Origin of the sequence: Naasia sp. SYSU D00057 (assembly GCF_017916505.1) — a bacterium.
GTDB lineage: Bacteria > Actinomycetota > Actinomycetes > Actinomycetales > Microbacteriaceae > Naasia.
In genome coordinates this window covers 186428-200757 of record NZ_JAFMSZ010000005.1, presented here as the reverse complement: position 1 = coordinate 200757, position 14330 = coordinate 186428, and the positions used below count along the sequence as shown (strand labels likewise).

11 protein-coding genes are annotated in these 14330 nt (G+C 69.1%); 8 read left to right on the top strand and 3 right to left on the bottom strand.

Going from position 1 to position 14330, the window contains the following annotated elements; genetic code table 11:
* Positions 1-149: 149 nt before the first annotated feature.
* The 3 genes from J3P36_RS15050 to J3P36_RS15040 form a co-directional block, all read right to left on the bottom strand.
* Entirely contained in the window at positions 150-1298 is a 1149-nt protein-coding gene (locus J3P36_RS15050) for a hypothetical protein (protein ID WP_210509054.1), read from the bottom strand.
* 82 nt (positions 1299-1380) lie between these two features.
* Positions 1381-2406, bottom strand: a complete 1026-nt coding sequence (locus J3P36_RS15045) for a glycosyltransferase (protein ID WP_210509053.1) — start codon at positions 2404-2406, stop codon at positions 1381-1383.
* A gap of 207 nt (positions 2407-2613) precedes the next feature.
* On the bottom strand, positions 2614-4005 hold the full coding sequence (locus tag J3P36_RS15040) for a sugar transferase (RefSeq protein ID WP_246854831.1): 1392 nt from the start codon (positions 4003-4005) through the stop codon (positions 2614-2616).
* A gap of 281 nt (positions 4006-4286) precedes the next feature.
* Here J3P36_RS15040 and J3P36_RS15035 point away from each other — a divergent pair, with 281 nt between their 5' ends.
* The 8 genes from J3P36_RS15035 (at position 4287) to J3P36_RS15000 (ending at position 14182) form a co-directional block, all read left to right on the top strand.
* Positions 4287-5729: an O-antigen ligase gene (locus J3P36_RS15035; RefSeq protein WP_210509051.1), complete on the top strand. Its 1443-nt coding sequence runs from the start codon at positions 4287-4289 to the stop codon at positions 5727-5729.
* 13 nt (positions 5730-5742) lie between these two features.
* Positions 5743-6603, top strand: coding sequence for a glycosyltransferase (locus J3P36_RS15030; protein ID WP_210509050.1), 861 nt, complete (start codon positions 5743-5745; stop codon positions 6601-6603).
* A 229-nt stretch (positions 6604-6832) separates the two neighbouring features.
* The gene (locus tag J3P36_RS15025) at positions 6833-7288 is read left to right on the top strand and encodes an adenylyltransferase/cytidyltransferase family protein (protein WP_210509049.1); all 456 of its coding nucleotides are present in this window, start codon (positions 6833-6835) and stop codon (positions 7286-7288) included.
* A gap of 399 nt (positions 7289-7687) precedes the next feature.
* The gene (locus J3P36_RS15020; RefSeq protein WP_210509048.1) at positions 7688-8923 is read left to right on the top strand and encodes a DUF1972 domain-containing protein; all 1236 of its coding nucleotides are present in this window, start codon (positions 7688-7690) and stop codon (positions 8921-8923) included.
* A gap of 460 nt (positions 8924-9383) precedes the next feature.
* Positions 9384-11015: a right-handed parallel beta-helix repeat-containing protein gene (locus tag J3P36_RS15015; protein WP_210509047.1), complete on the top strand. Its 1632-nt coding sequence runs from the start codon at positions 9384-9386 to the stop codon at positions 11013-11015.
* Between the two features lie 166 nt (positions 11016-11181).
* Positions 11182-12408 carry a hypothetical protein gene (locus J3P36_RS15010; RefSeq protein WP_210509046.1) on the top strand — a complete coding sequence of 409 codons (1227 nt, stop codon included), beginning with the start codon at positions 11182-11184 and terminating at the stop codon, positions 12406-12408.
* 59 nt (positions 12409-12467) lie between these two features.
* Positions 12468-13367, top strand: a complete 900-nt coding sequence (locus J3P36_RS15005) for a hypothetical protein (protein WP_210509045.1) — start codon at positions 12468-12470, stop codon at positions 13365-13367.
* 122 nt (positions 13368-13489) lie between these two features.
* Positions 13490-14182 carry a hypothetical protein gene (locus J3P36_RS15000; protein WP_210509044.1) on the top strand — a complete coding sequence of 231 codons (693 nt, stop codon included), beginning with the start codon at positions 13490-13492 and terminating at the stop codon, positions 14180-14182.
* Positions 14183-14330 lie beyond the last annotated feature (148 nt).

Genomic DNA, 14330 nt, shown 5'->3' with positions numbered 1-14330 from the left:
AGAACCACCCACAAACCCACCGACGCCACCCAACAACGCCAGCACAACCACAACAACAACCGCCCACAGCCCCCGCAACAGCACACCTCCTCAGTAACAATCGAGCACTCTGCAACTCGCCGACCGTTGCCACACCGACGACGTTCGCGTCAGATCCGGTCGCCCCTACGACCCTGGCGGACATCTCGCATCAGGAGGACCCAACAGGGGGGAATTACGACAGCAGCGCCAACCGCGAATCCGATCGCCGCTCCGACGGCGCCTGCCCAGATGACGCCCAGAAGTGAGAAGAGGACCACCGAGGGCCCGAGCAGGATACTCACCAGAAGAGCCGAGCGAGGCCGGTCGAGCGCCCTCATCACCGCAGTCGCCCCGGAAGTGGCCGCGATTGCGGCCGAGTAAATGATGAGGCCGGGTAACACCTCCCTCGCGCCTTGCCAGGTCGCCCCCAGGATCTCTGCTCCCACGAAGTCGGGCAGAAGCATCAGCAGCCCGCCCCAGACGCCTGTGACGATCACCAGCACGGCGCTCATGCTCACAGCCACATAGAGCAGCCCACGGCGCCCGAAATTCCCACGCACGATCTCCGGAACGGCGAAGGAACTGGCGGCGAAACCGAGGATGTTCAGTGGGCCAAGCAGCGTCTGTGCCGCGCGGAGTGCACCCACATCCTCTAGGGCACCGATCGCCGCGATCAGCAGGAAGGCCACTTGAAGGGCCCCCATCACTACGAACGCATTCGCCAATAGCGGGACGGCCGTGTCCCAGTGAAGCCGCACCCAAGTCACAGCTTTGAGGGGAGCGGGCGCGGCTCCTGCCTGCCACATGCCGACGGCTGCCGCGAGGACCGCGCTTGCACCCCAGCCGATCACGAACGGAACTACAACATCAACGCCGACAACGAAGAGAACCGCGAACGCGGTCGCCCAAAGACCCGTCCAAAGTAGGTCGTTGAAGAACGCTCGTGCAGGCGTGCCGAAGGCGATGAGAACTGTCCGCACGAAGTCCTGCAGTGTCAGCGCGGGCAGCGCGACCGCGGTCGCGACGAGAACCGTACTGAGAGGCATCCCGAGGAAGCTCGCACAGGCAAGCACAACGAGGGCTGCAACTCCTCCGATGGTGATTGCGGCGCCGCCGGCCGCGGCGACGACGCTGCCGCGCATCCCGCTCGTGGCACCGGAGTAACGAATCACCGCGACCTGGCCGGTCAATGCCTGTCCGACTGCTACCACTAGCGAGTAGATGGTGAACGCGAGCGCAAACGCCCCGTACTCCGTTGGCGAGACGATGCGGGCCAACCCGATGGTCAAGCCGGCGTTAGCAAGGCTCGCCAGCGCCTGATCGGCGATAACCCAGGCCGCGCGCCCCCGCGCACCGCGATTAGCTGACTGCATGCCGGCGCCCAACTCTCGAAGCGCGCTCGAATATCCCCCGCCGGTAAGCCTCTGCTGTCGCTGCGCCGATCGCCGACCAGTCGCGCCGTCCCATGTCCACGGCGAAGTGGCGCCGGTCCAGGGCACGGCTATGGTCGAGCGCTTCCTTCAATGAGGCGCTCGTCAAATTACCCGAGAAGGTATGAACAGCGTCGGGACCGAACTCGTCCAGAAGCTCGCGACCGACCGGCGTGTCCCTGATGAGAATCGGGGTGTTGAGGGAGAGCGCGAGAAGCGCGGCGCCTGAGTTCAACATGGTCCTGTACGGCAGCACCACCAGTTGCGCAGATCGGACAAGGTCGAGAAGCGCTGACTCATCCACGCGCTTGAGCACGAGAGCGATCCGATCGTCGTCTCCCGCGAGTCTCTGGATCACGTCGCCATACCCTCTCGTGGACACCTCGCCCGCCACCGTCAGCGAATACGTCGCCGCCTCCGGCAACGATCGGAACGCCGCGATGAGTTCCTCAATCCCCTTGTAGGGCCGAAGAAGACCGAAGAGCACGACGTGGCCCTCCGTCGGGGCGACCGGCGTCCAGTCGTCGACGGAATCTCGGTAGTGGCCGTGGGGAATAAGGACGGACGCGCGCCCGATGGGCGCGGTGGCCGTGTTCATCAGGATGGAAATGTCTGTGCGTCGCTCCAGGGCCCGGAGGAACGCCCTCTCCAGACGGGATCCGGCCTCATGCGGGGCAACATTGTGCACGGTCCTGACAAGCGCGACGGGCGTGAGCGCAAGCCGCAGTAGAAGGAGCGCGCACAAGACCGTCTTGATGGGTTGCGCCCACGGCCTCGGGGCTCGATACAGGTACTCAGGCCAGTGCACGTGCAGGACCTCGTAACGGCCAGCGACTGCGCGGCGCCAGTCGAAGGGGAGGGCCAGGACTTCCGCGGGAAGGGATGCGACGAGCAAGCGGCCGAAAGGGTTCAGATCCCTCGGGTCGTCGAAAGAGAACGTCTGCAGGACTCTCACGCCAGCTCCTCTTTCCCTCCGCAGGGGTTGATCGTCATTCCTTGTAGTCCCGCCTCTCCCCTGTCTCCTGAGGTGCGAGGCGCCGTGCTCCTGGCTGCCGTTCCCGGTTCGAGCGAGGGCCTCGCACGAGCCGTGGCCTCGACCCGCGGCTGGGTATCGGGCATGGCGAGATCACCGGCGCAACGGTGAAGCCGCCGACGCCCTGTTTCAGGCGGCGTCCTCGCCTGGAGCGAAGACCGCCCGCACGGTCTTCCACAGAATGATCACGTCGCCTGTTATCGACCAATTCTCCACGTAGTAGAGGTCCAGGCGGATCGCGTCCTCCCAGCTTAGGGAGGAACGGCCACTGATCTGCCAGAGCCCGCTCATGCCCGGCTTCAGAAGCAGTCGACGACGCGCGGCATTGTCATACAGCGCGACCTCACCGGCGATCTGCGGACGTGGGCCCACCAGGCTCATGTCGCCGAGGAAGACGTTGATGAGCTGAGGTAGCTCGTCGAGAGAGTACTTGCGGAGGATCTGGCCTATCGGAGTGATGCGGGGGTCGTTCTTGACCTTGAACAACGGTTTGTCACTCGTCCCCTGCGCTTCGAGGAGTGCTGCAAGCTCGGCGTCCGCGTTCGGCCGCATGGACCGGAACTTGAGCATGCCGAATGGCTCCCCGTTGAGGCCGATGCGTTGCTGCCGGTAGAAGACTGGTCCCCTGCTGGTGAGTTTCACCAGGAGGCCGGTGATCAGGAAGAGCCCTGACAGCACCAGAATGAGCGCACCGGACACGACGATGTCGAAGAGTCGCTTGGTGACGACCTTTCCGCCCTCGAACCGCGGCGTCTCGACGTGAAGCAGCGGCAGGCCCGCGACAGGGCGCGTGTGGATTCGCGGGCCAGCGATATCGGTGAGGCTCGGAGCCACAATGATGTGCTGGCGACCCGCCTCGAGCCCCCAGCTGAGTTGACGCACCTTCCCCGGCGGCAGGTCGTCGCTGCTCGTGACCGCGACCGTGTCTGCACCGCTCGACTCCACCACACTGAGGACGTCGTCCAGTCCCGAGTAGACCGGCGCAGAGAAGCCGTCGAGCTGCTTCGCCGCCTGTTCGCTCGACACCAGCGCGCCCACAACGGTGTAGCCCGCGTCCGGGTGGCGAGCTAGCTCAGTGGCGAGATGGAGCGCGCTGGAAGGGGAACCGACAATCAGCACCTTGTAGGTGTAGCGCCCGGCGCGGCGCTGCGCGTGCAACCACCGCCGCCACATCCACCGGGAAGCGAAGAGGAGGATGAGACCCAGGGGAAGCGCGGTGAGGAAATAGCCGCGAGCGAGCTCGAAGTGGAAGAGGAACGCCCCGATCGCCAAGCCTCCGAAGAGGCGCAGACTGGCGTCAAGCACCCGCTTGTACTCGGTCGCCTCCGTCCCGATCACTCGGTGGTCTCTTGTGCCCAACCACCTGAGGGCCGCCAACCACAGCATCGCCGTGACCACGGTTGTGATGGTGTACTCGGCCACCAGGTCCCGAGCCGGACGGGAGCCAGTCGAGGAGTCGATCCCGAACCAGATCAGCTGCGTGCCAGTGACTGCCCAAAGCACGACGAGAGCGTCCGTCAACGCGAGGCGGCGACTGTACGAGACGTGCCAGTCCGCGCGAGCGCGCGGGTCGCTAGCACGAACAGTACGGACAGCGGAATCGAGCACCAGTGGCACCCTTCAAGTACGGACGGCGCCAATGCCGGTGTGGTCGGGATCACATACCAGAGGGACGCTGGGTAAGCGCACGATCCCCCCGGATAGATCGATAGTTACACATAAGAAGCAGTTAACCCAGACCCTCGTCGGATCGATCACACGGCAGAGCCCGTGAGGATCCGCCGTCCTCCTACGCTGAAGGCATGCGCTCCCCCACCCGCCTCCGCTTTGCGGTCGCCGTGTGGGTGCTGTTCACCCTCTTCGCCGGGGAGGCGATCCGGAACACGCTCTCCTGGTATGGGTTCGCGGTGTGGGGTGTCCTGGTTGCCGTCGTGCTTGCGGTGGTCGGGGTGCGGATGTGGCGGGGACGCGGGGATGCGCAGGGTGGGGACCAGCCGAGAGGTCGCGTGATTTCGAGACGGCCGCTGCGCGGCCTCCTCAATCACCGGGAAGGGCGGCCGCTCGATCGCCGGGGTGGGCGGTTGCCGCTCCTTCTATTGGGGGCGTTCCTCGGGTGGGCCGTCGTGTCGCTCGTGTGGTCGGCGTATCCGCTCGCAACCGTGCTCGCGATCGTCGTGCTTGGGGCCACCACCGGGGCCGCCGCCGTGCTCTACGCCTGGATCGGGTGGAGCGCGCTCCTGCGAGCGCTCGCCGTCGCGCTGCAGGCCATCCTTGCGCTGTCGCTGCTCTTCGAGGCCGTCGTCGCCGGGATTCTCCGCCGACCGATCCTGCCCGTCTTCCCCATCGACGTCGATCCGGGCGAGAAGGTGCCGCAGGCCTTCTACTGGAGCCGCGCCCTGCTCTTCGAGGGCGGGCGCATTCAGGGCATCCTCGGCAACGCCAACCTCCTCGGCTTCGTCGCCCTCCTCGCACTGATCGTCACCGGCTGCCTGCTCGCCGCGCGGCGAGTCCGGCCCGGACTCGGTTGGGCCGGCGTCGCCCTCGCCGCGCTGATGCTCGTGCTCACCCGCTCCTCCACCGTCCTCGTCGCGACCGCGGCGTGCGCCGTGACGCTCGGCCTGATGCTGCTGTGGCGCAGCTCCCCCGCGCGGCGCATCCCGTTCTGGCTCGCCGTCGCCGCCCTCGCCGTGCTCGGGGCGCTCGTGCTCGCCGCCCAGCGCACCCTGCTGCCGCTGCTCGGCAAGAGCGAAGACCTCACCGGCCGCTTCGACATCTGGAGCGCGGTGCTCGGCCTCGTCGGCGAGCGGCCCGTGCTCGGCTGGGGCTGGATGAGCTACTGGGTGCCGGGCGTCGAGCCGTACGAGGGGCTCGCCGTCCGCAACGGGGTCGAGTACCTGCAGGCGCACAACGCGTTCCTCGACGTAACCGTCCAGCTCGGCGTCCTCGGCCTGCTGCTCTTCCTCGCGCTGCTCGGCGCGCTCATCGCCCGTATCGGGCGGCGCGGAGTGCCGGCGGTGGGGTCGTCGTGGCTGCTCGGCCGGGTGCTGCCCGCCCTGCTGCTCACCGCCCTGCTCACCCAGGCGCTCGCCGAGAGCCGCCTGCTCGTCGAGGGGAACTGGGCGCTGCTCGTCCTCCTCACCCTCGCCGTCTCCGGCATTCCCGCGTCGCGCGCGGCGGGTGCAGCGGCCGAGCCGACGGCCGCCGCTCCCCCGATCGGGGAGGCGAACCGGCGCGGACCCCGCTGATACGATCCGGCTCATGCCGCCCCGGATCAGCGTCGTCATCCCCGCGCACAACGAGGAGCACCTGATCGGGCGCACCCTGCGCACTCTCCTGGAGGGTGCCGGGCCGGACGAGCTCCGTGTCGTCGTCGCCGCCAACGGCTGCACTGACCGCACCGCCGACCGCGCCCGCGAGGTGCCCGGCGTCACCGTGGTCGAGGTCGAGAAGGGCTCCAAGATCGCGGCGCTCAACGCGGGCGACGCGGCGGCGGGCGACGTCTTCCCCCGCGCCTACGTCGACGCCGACGTCGTGATGTCCCGGGACGCGCTGCTCGCCCTCGCCGACGCCCTCGACACCGACGAGCCCCGCGCGGCCGCGCCCAGCATGCGGGTCGACTCGAGCCGCAGCAGCTGGCCCGTCCGCCAGTACTACAAGGTCTGGCAGCTCACCGACTACCGCAAGCGCGGCCACATCGGGTCCGGCGTCTACGCCGTCTCCGCTGCCGGCCGCCGGCGGTGGGATGAGTTCCCCGACGTCATCGCCGACGACCGCTTCGCGCAGCGCAACTTCGCCTACGACGAGCGGATCAGCGTCGACGACCACGAGTTCACCGTCGACGCGCCCCGCACGCTCCGGGCCGTTATCAAGCGCGGGACGCGCATCCTCGTCGGCAACAAGCAGCTCCTCACGCTCGACCTCCCCGAAGGGACACGGGGCCCCGGCGGGCACGAGTACCGCGACATGGCGAAGCGGTTCTCGACCCAGCCCCGCATGTGGGTGCCGTTTGCGATCTACTACGGCACGTTCCGGCTGATGAACCGGCGGGCGCAGAAGGTGCTCGCCGCCGGCGGCTCCGTCGGGTGGAACCAGGATCGGACCACGCGCACCGGAGGGTGACCGCTCACCCTTGCCGGTTCCACCCCCACTAGGGGTGAACAGAACGGGAAGAAAACCCCCCTTGCTGGTGTCGCGCGTCGTGGTTCACGTCCGCTAACTTGAGGACACGGTTCCTTGCATACACCCGCTGCAACCCGAAGGGAACCGAACGCCCGGCTTACCCGAGCAGCCTTGTTCACCCGATGAGGCGGGCGTAATGCAGCCATAGTGAAAGCTGTGGTCCTCCCCGATGACCCGAATCGGATACGCCGCCGGCGCCTTCGACCTGTTCCATGTCGGCCACCTCAACATCCTCAAGCACGCCAAGAACAACTGCGACTACCTGATCGCCGGAGTCGTCAGCGACGAGATGCTGCGCGAGACGAAGGGGATCACCCCCGTCATCCCGCTCGCCGAGCGCATGGAGATCGTGCGCAACATCCGGTACGTGGATGAGGTGCACGCCGAAGTCGTGCCGAACAAGCTCGACACCTGGCGCGACCTGCGCTTCAACGTGTTCTTCAAGGGCGACGACTGGCGCGGCACCGAGAAGGGCCTGAAGCTCGAGCGCGAGTTCGCCGCCGTCGGCGTCGAGGTCGTCTACTTCCCGTACACGATGAGCACCTCCAGCACGAAGCTGCGCGGGGCTCTCGACGCCATCACGGCCGGCGCCGCCACACCCGCCGCCGGACGCGTCGGCGCCTGACCCGTCCCCTGAACCAAACCGTCTACCCACCCGAAGCCGAACAACCCAGACCACCCGCTACCCGTAGACCCGGCCCGCAAGGGCCGCGTCGGCCCGACCACCCGAAGGGCCGACAGGATCGCTTCCCCCAAGCGATTCGCCCCCTCTGACCCGGATCAGTCCCCCCAACGGATCCGGTGCAGAACCCCCGGCGGCGTTTCCCCCGACAACGCCGGACGCACGACCCGGATCAGTCCCCCCAACGGATCCGGCAACACCGCTCGGATCAGTCCCCCCCAACGGATCCGGGCTCCCCGCCCGTCCCGCAACCCGACAGTGCTCCCCCACACTGCCGCGGGACGGGCGGGGGAATTCCTCCCGTCTGTACCCCGAACGCGAACCCCCGAACGCGAGCACCCGATGACCTCCTCCTCCCTCCCCTCCGCCCCCGCTCAGCGCCTGCGCATCGCGATGGTCGGCACGCGCGGCGTGCCCGCCGCCTACGGCGGCTTCGAGACCGCCATCGAGGAGATCGGCAGCCGGCTCGCCGCCCGCGGCCACGAGGTCACCGTCTACTGCCGGCCGAAGGACAAGGTCCGCCCCGCGGAGCACCTCGGCATGAAGCTCGTGCACCTGCCGGCGCTCAAGAAGAAGACCCTCGAGACCCTCAGCCACAGCGCCCTCTCCGCGCTGCACCTGCTCACCCACCGCACTCACGACATGGCGTTCGTGTTCAACGCCGCCAACTCCCCGTTCGTGCCGATCATCCGCCTGAAGGGCGTGCCCACCGCCGTGCACGTCGACGGGCTCGAGTGGAAGCGCGGCAAGTGGGGCAAGTGGGGCCGCCGCTACTACCGGATGGCCGAGGAGTTCGCCGTCCGCACCGGCGACGCCCTCATCGCCGACGCGCAGGGCATCGCCGACTACTACGCCGCCGAGTTCGGCGTGCCCACCGAGCTGCTCACCTACGGCTCCTCGCAGCTGACCGGCCTCGGCACCGACAAGCTCGCCAAGCACGGGCTGAAGCCGGGCGAGTTCCACGTCGTCGTCGCCCGCTTCGAGCCCGAGAACCACGTCGATGTCATCGTCGACGGCTACACCCGCTCGAGCGCGAAGTACCCGCTCGTCGTCGTCGGCAGCGCCCCCTACGCCGCCGAGTACACCGACCGGATCGCCCGCACCGCGGCCGCCGACCCCCGCGTCAAGATGCTCGGCGGGGTGTGGGACCAGGACGAGCTCAACCAGCTCTACGCCCACGCGCGCACCTACCTGCACGGCCACTCGGTGGGCGGCACCAACCCGTCGCTGCTGCGCGCCATGGGCGCCGGCACGGCCGTGATCGCCTACGACGTGGTCTTCAACCGCGAGGTCACCGGCGGCAGCGGACTCTACTTCGCGGACGCCGCCGAGCTCACCCCGCTGCTCGAGCACGCCGAATCCGCGGACTTCGACGCCGACGAGGTGGGCGGCGCGCTCCAGCGCCGGGCGGAGGCGATGTACGACTGGGACAAGGTGGCCCTCGGCTACGAGGAGCTCGCCATGCGCCTCGCGAACGGCGAGACCATCCACGGCCTGTCGAAGGGCCGCCGCCGCAAGCAGGGCTGGGACCAGACGGCGTCGGAGATCCTCCCGCAGCCGGTCGACGCCCGCCGCTGACCCCTCCCCACCCCGGCTCGCGACGCACTCGTCCCCCAATCGCCGTCGCCTGCTTCGGGCCGACGGATGTCGACACGCCGGAAACGCCGAACCTTCAACAAGTAGTTGATGTGACTTTGGGGGGTTGACCCGGACGCCGTCGAGTGCTCCGGCAGTCGCCCTCGATCCCTCTGTTTTCAAGGGATTGAGTTGCGCGGTGCAACATACGCGGACGTTACCGATCCGTTACCGAGCGTTCAGGGAAGCGTTCAGACCCCCGCGTCCCTCGTTCGGGGGGTGCTACCGTCGGGACTCGTCAGCGGCTGAAGCGCCCTCCTAGGTTGCGCTCAGCCACCGTTCAATCGCCTCGGGTAAGAGCACCGGGAATGCTCCGTCATGCCCGCGGCGATGTGATGTCTGGGGTATTGGTTTGGGGTTCTTCCGTCGTTCTCGACATGCCACGAAGCGGACCGTTCCGTTCGTGGGCCTGTCTGCGACCGTCGCCGTCGTCGCCGCTGCGACCGTGGGGGTCTTCGTCGCCGCTGAGCCGCGCTACGTCGCGCTGTGCTCGACCGACGGGTCGGAGTGCGCCACCGCCTCCCTGACCTCGGACGGCCAGCCGGACACCGCGCCGCAGCTCGCCGTCGTGTCGCTCGACGACATGGACGAGGTCAGCCTCGTCAACCGCAACGCCTCGGGCTCGACCGAAGTCAGCGTCGTCGGCTACTTCAAGGGCGGCAAGGCCCGCGGCGAGCTCGGCCGCTACCAGCGCGCCGACGCCGCCACCGGCGCGACCTTCAAGCTCGGCAAGAACGAGACGCGCCACATCTCGCTGCCCGGCACCCCCCGCGGCTGGCGCGCGGCGCTGGTCGAGATCCGCGGCCACCGCGACGACTCCCGCCCGGCCACCGCGAAGCGCACGACCGCGCCCGCCGAGGAGACGAGCACCGCCCCGAGCGCCGCGCCGACCACGGGCACGCCGAGCGTCGCGCCCGCCCTGCCCGTGACCGACGCGACCGTCGAGGTCACGAGCGGCGTCACCGAGGTGGACACCGACGAGGTCGCCGAGGCCGTCCGCCGCCACCACCACGCCACCGCGTCGCCGGGCACCACCACCGACGCGGACGAGGTCGCCGAGGAGGTCGCCGAGCAGGTGACCGAGACCACGAAGCCCGGCAGCGGCACCCGGCAGCCCTCCTCGACGCCGACGGCGACGCCCACCGCGACGCCGACGCCCACCGAGACGACGCAGGCTCCCGCGCCGGCCCCGGCGCCCACGAAGAGCACCGCGGCCCCGGCCCCGGCCCCCGCGCCGACGAAGACCACGGCCCCGGCCCCGGCTCCCGCCCCCTCCGTCCCCGCGGGCAACGGCTCGACCGGCGTGCCGGCCGGCACCCAGCTGAAGGTCGTCCAGGGCGACCAGACGATCACCACCGCCGGCACCGTCCTCGACGGGCTCGACATCCGGGGCCGCGTCATCGTCAAGGCCGAGAACGTGACGATCAAGAACTCGATCATCCGCGGCACCGACCAGGGCGGCAAGTACGGCCTCGTCGACGCGATGGCGGGCAAGCCGGGCCTCAAGATCTACGACTCCGAGATCGTCGCCACGACGCCGAACTACACGGTGAACGGGATCATGGGCTCCGGCTTCGAGCTGCACCGGGTCAACATCCACAACACCGTGGACCAGGTGCACATCGCCGGCAGCAACGTCGTCGTGAAGGACTCGTGGCTGCACGGCACCGTGCACTACGAGAACGACCCGTACCACTCGGACGGCTCGCACGACGACAACATCCAGATCGTCGCCGGCAACAACATCCTCATCAGCGGCAACGTGATGGAGGACGCCCAGAACACCGCGATCATGGTCAACCAGGACAGCGGCGCCACGTCGAACGTCACCATCACCGGCAACAAGATGGACGACGGCGACTGCATCATGAACGTCACCAGCGAGGGCACCGTGCGGGGCCTGACCGTGACGAACAACATCTTCGGCCTGAACGGCAGCGTCAACCGGTGCGCCGTCTACAGCCCGGTGAGCCCCGTCGCGATGTCGGGCAACACCTGGACGGACGGCACCGCGGCTCTGCTCCGGTCGAAGTAGCAACGGGGGGAACGCGTGAAGGGCGCGGGGCCGGAAGGCTCCGCGCCCTTCGTGTATTCGCGCTCTGATCAGGCGAACCTTCACCCAGAACGTGAAGCGACACGCCGAGGATCTCCCCTAGGGTTGCTGGTCGTCCCGACCCGAGACCCGAATCGAGCCTGACCCCGTGGCCCTGCGACCGCCCGGCACCCGCCTGTCCCGCCCACTCCGACTGCTCCGCGCGACCGCGTCCACCACGCTCGCGGCGGTGTTCCTCGCCACCCTCGTCCCCGTTCCGGCGAGCGCCGCGCCTCTTCGAGCATCCGGGTCCCCGCTGCCCACCGCGTCCGGCGAGAGCCTCGCCCAGGCCCTCGAGCTGCCGACCGCGAGCTCGATGAGCGCCGGCATCGAGCAGCGCCGTGCCGCCGAACTCCGTGCTGCGGCGCGGCAGGAGGAGCGGCAGCGGCTCTGGCGCGAGCGGCAGCGCGCGGAGCGGGAGATCGCCGAGCGCGCCGCACGCGAGAAGGCGGAGCGGGAGGCCGCCGAGCAGGCCGCCCGACAGGCGACTGCAGAGACCGCGGCCGGCACCTCGAGCAGCGGCCGGCGCACCTCCGGCGTCGCGGGCAGCACCCGCAGCAGCGGCACCGGCGGCGGCGGCCCGGTCGGCGCGGGCGGATTCCGCCCCGGCATCGCGCGCACCGTCGTCTGGGGCGACATCTACGCCACGCAGCCCGGGCAGGTGCTCGACGCCCTCGACGTGCACGGCCGCATCATCGTGCGGGCGCCGAACGTCACGATCTCCAACTCGATCGTCCGCGGGCTCGACTCCGGCAGCCAGCACGGCCTCATCGACGCGATGGACGGGCACCCGGGACTCCGCGTGCTCGACACCCAGATCGTCGCGACGGCGCCGAACCACACGGTCAACGGCATCATGGGCTCCAACTTCGAGCTGCACGGCGCCGACATCTCGAACGTCATCGACGGCGTGCACATCGCGGGCGACAACGTGGTCGTCGCGAACTCCCGCATCCACGGGAACGTGCACTACGCGAACGACCCCAGCCACTCCGACGGCTCCCACGACGACAGCATCCAGATCGTCGGCGGCAGCAACATCCTGATCACGGGCAACGTGCTCGTCGACGCCGACAACGTCGTCGTGATGATCGGGGCCAGCCGCTCCCCCATCGCCAACGTCACCATCGCGGGCAACACCCTCGACGACGGCGACTGCATGATCAACTTCTCCGGCAGCGGAGAGCCGGTCCGCGGGCTCACCGTGCGCGACAACATCTTCGGCCTGCGCAGCAGCATCGGGCACTGCGCCATCGTCGGACCCCTCAGTGTCCCCGTGACCCTCAGCGGGAACCGGTTCACCGACGGGGCGGCGGTGTTCGTGCGGGAGGGGTGAACGGGCGCCCCCGATCCCGGAGCGGACCAGGGTACGATCCGGTCCTACTGAGGAGGGCCGTGACCGCCGAGATCCAGACCGAGGAGAAGACCCGCCCCCGCCGCGCATGGTGGGCGATCCTCGGCGCGCTCGCCGCCGTGCTGCTGATCCTGCCGGCCGTCGTCTTCTTCGCGGTGCCGCCGACCAGCTCGCCCTGGGCCGACAAGACCGGCGTGCCGCACGGCCTCCACCTGACCCGCGTCGACGGGAACATCAAGATCACCGAGGCCGGCACCATCCTCGACTCCGTGGATGTGCACGGACAGGTGGTCGTGCTCGCGCCCGACGTCATCATCCGCAACTCGATCGTCCGCGGCGAGAGCGGCGGCACGAACGGCGGCGTCATCGACGCGATGGCCGGGGCCGCGAACCTCCAGGTGATCGACTCCGAGCTGTTCGCCACCGCCCCGTCGCCCTATGTGAACGGCATCATGGGCTCGAACTTCACCCTCACCCGCGTCGACATCCACGGCGTCGTCGACCAGGTGCACATCGTCGGCGACAACGTCACCATCAGCGACTCGTGGCTGCACGACAACCTGCACTACGACGAGGACCCGGTCCACGACGGCGGCCCGACCCACGACGACAACGTGCAGATCCAGATCGGCCGCGACATCGTCATCGAGAACAGCAGCCTCAGCGGCGCCTGGAACGCCGTCGTGCAGATCACGCAGGACCGCGGCGAGGTGGCCGACGTCACCTTCCGGAACAACGAGGCGGACGGCGGCTGGTGCAGCATCAACGTCGCCCAGGACGACTACGGGCCCGTCGACGGCATCACGGTCACCGGCAACGTGTTCGGCCGCAACACCCGCCGGGACGACTGCGCCATCATCTCGCCGCCGACCAGCCCCGTCGCCCTGGAGGACAACCGCTTCACCGACGGCGAGCCGATCCGCGTCCGCCGCGGCGACTGACCGACCGAAGCGGCGCTCAGCGTTTCCCCGGCCGGCGCTCAGCCCTCCCCCGGTATTGGGGCCAGACCAGGGCATCCCCTCACCTATAGAGTTGCGGCACTCCAGCCCGAATGAGAGAACCCGTGACCACCGACGAGACCCCTGAGCAGTCCACCGACCCCGGCCGTCGCCGCACCTGGCTGATCGTCGGCATCCTCGCCGGACTCGTGATCCTCGGGCTCGTCGTCCTCGGCATCTGGGCCGCCACACAGCCGCAGGGCTCGCCGACGCCGGCACCGACCTCCTCCCGGCCGAGCGCCTCCGCGAGCGCGTCACCGACGCCCACCCCGACCGCCTCGCCGTCCGGCGAACCGACCCCGGCGCCGACCGAGACGGTTCCGGCAGCTCCCGTCCCGGACCCCGCCCTCGACTCGGCCGACGAGGTCGACACCAGCTACGAGGTGCAGCAGCCGGTCACCGAGGGTCTCGCCATCCGCGTCTCCTCGGTCCAGGCCGTGCAGGGCACCGCCGACGAGCCGGGCGAGATCGCCGGGCCCTCGCTCCAGTTCACGATCGACTTCGTCAACTCGACGGGTGAGACCGTCTCGCTGCGCGACGTCGCCATCAACGTGGACTACGGCCAGGACCGAACGCCGGCCCTTGAGCTGCGCGAGGATGCCACCTCCCCCGTGCCGGGAGAGGTCGGCCCCAACTCCACCGTGTCGGGCACCTACGTGTTCAACGTGCCCACCGACGGCCGCGACATCGTGCGCCTCACCGTGTTCACCACGGTCGACGACCCGGTGATCGCGTTCTCGGGCCCCGCCCCCCGCTGATCTGCGGTGATTGAGGAGCCGGCCGCAGGCCGGCGTCTCGAAATCACGCGACGTCCCTTCGGAGCCGGGCCATGGATGGCCGGGTCCTCACGCAGGGTCGGCTGATTTCGAGACGGCGCCTACGGCGCCTCCTCAATCACCGGGGGAA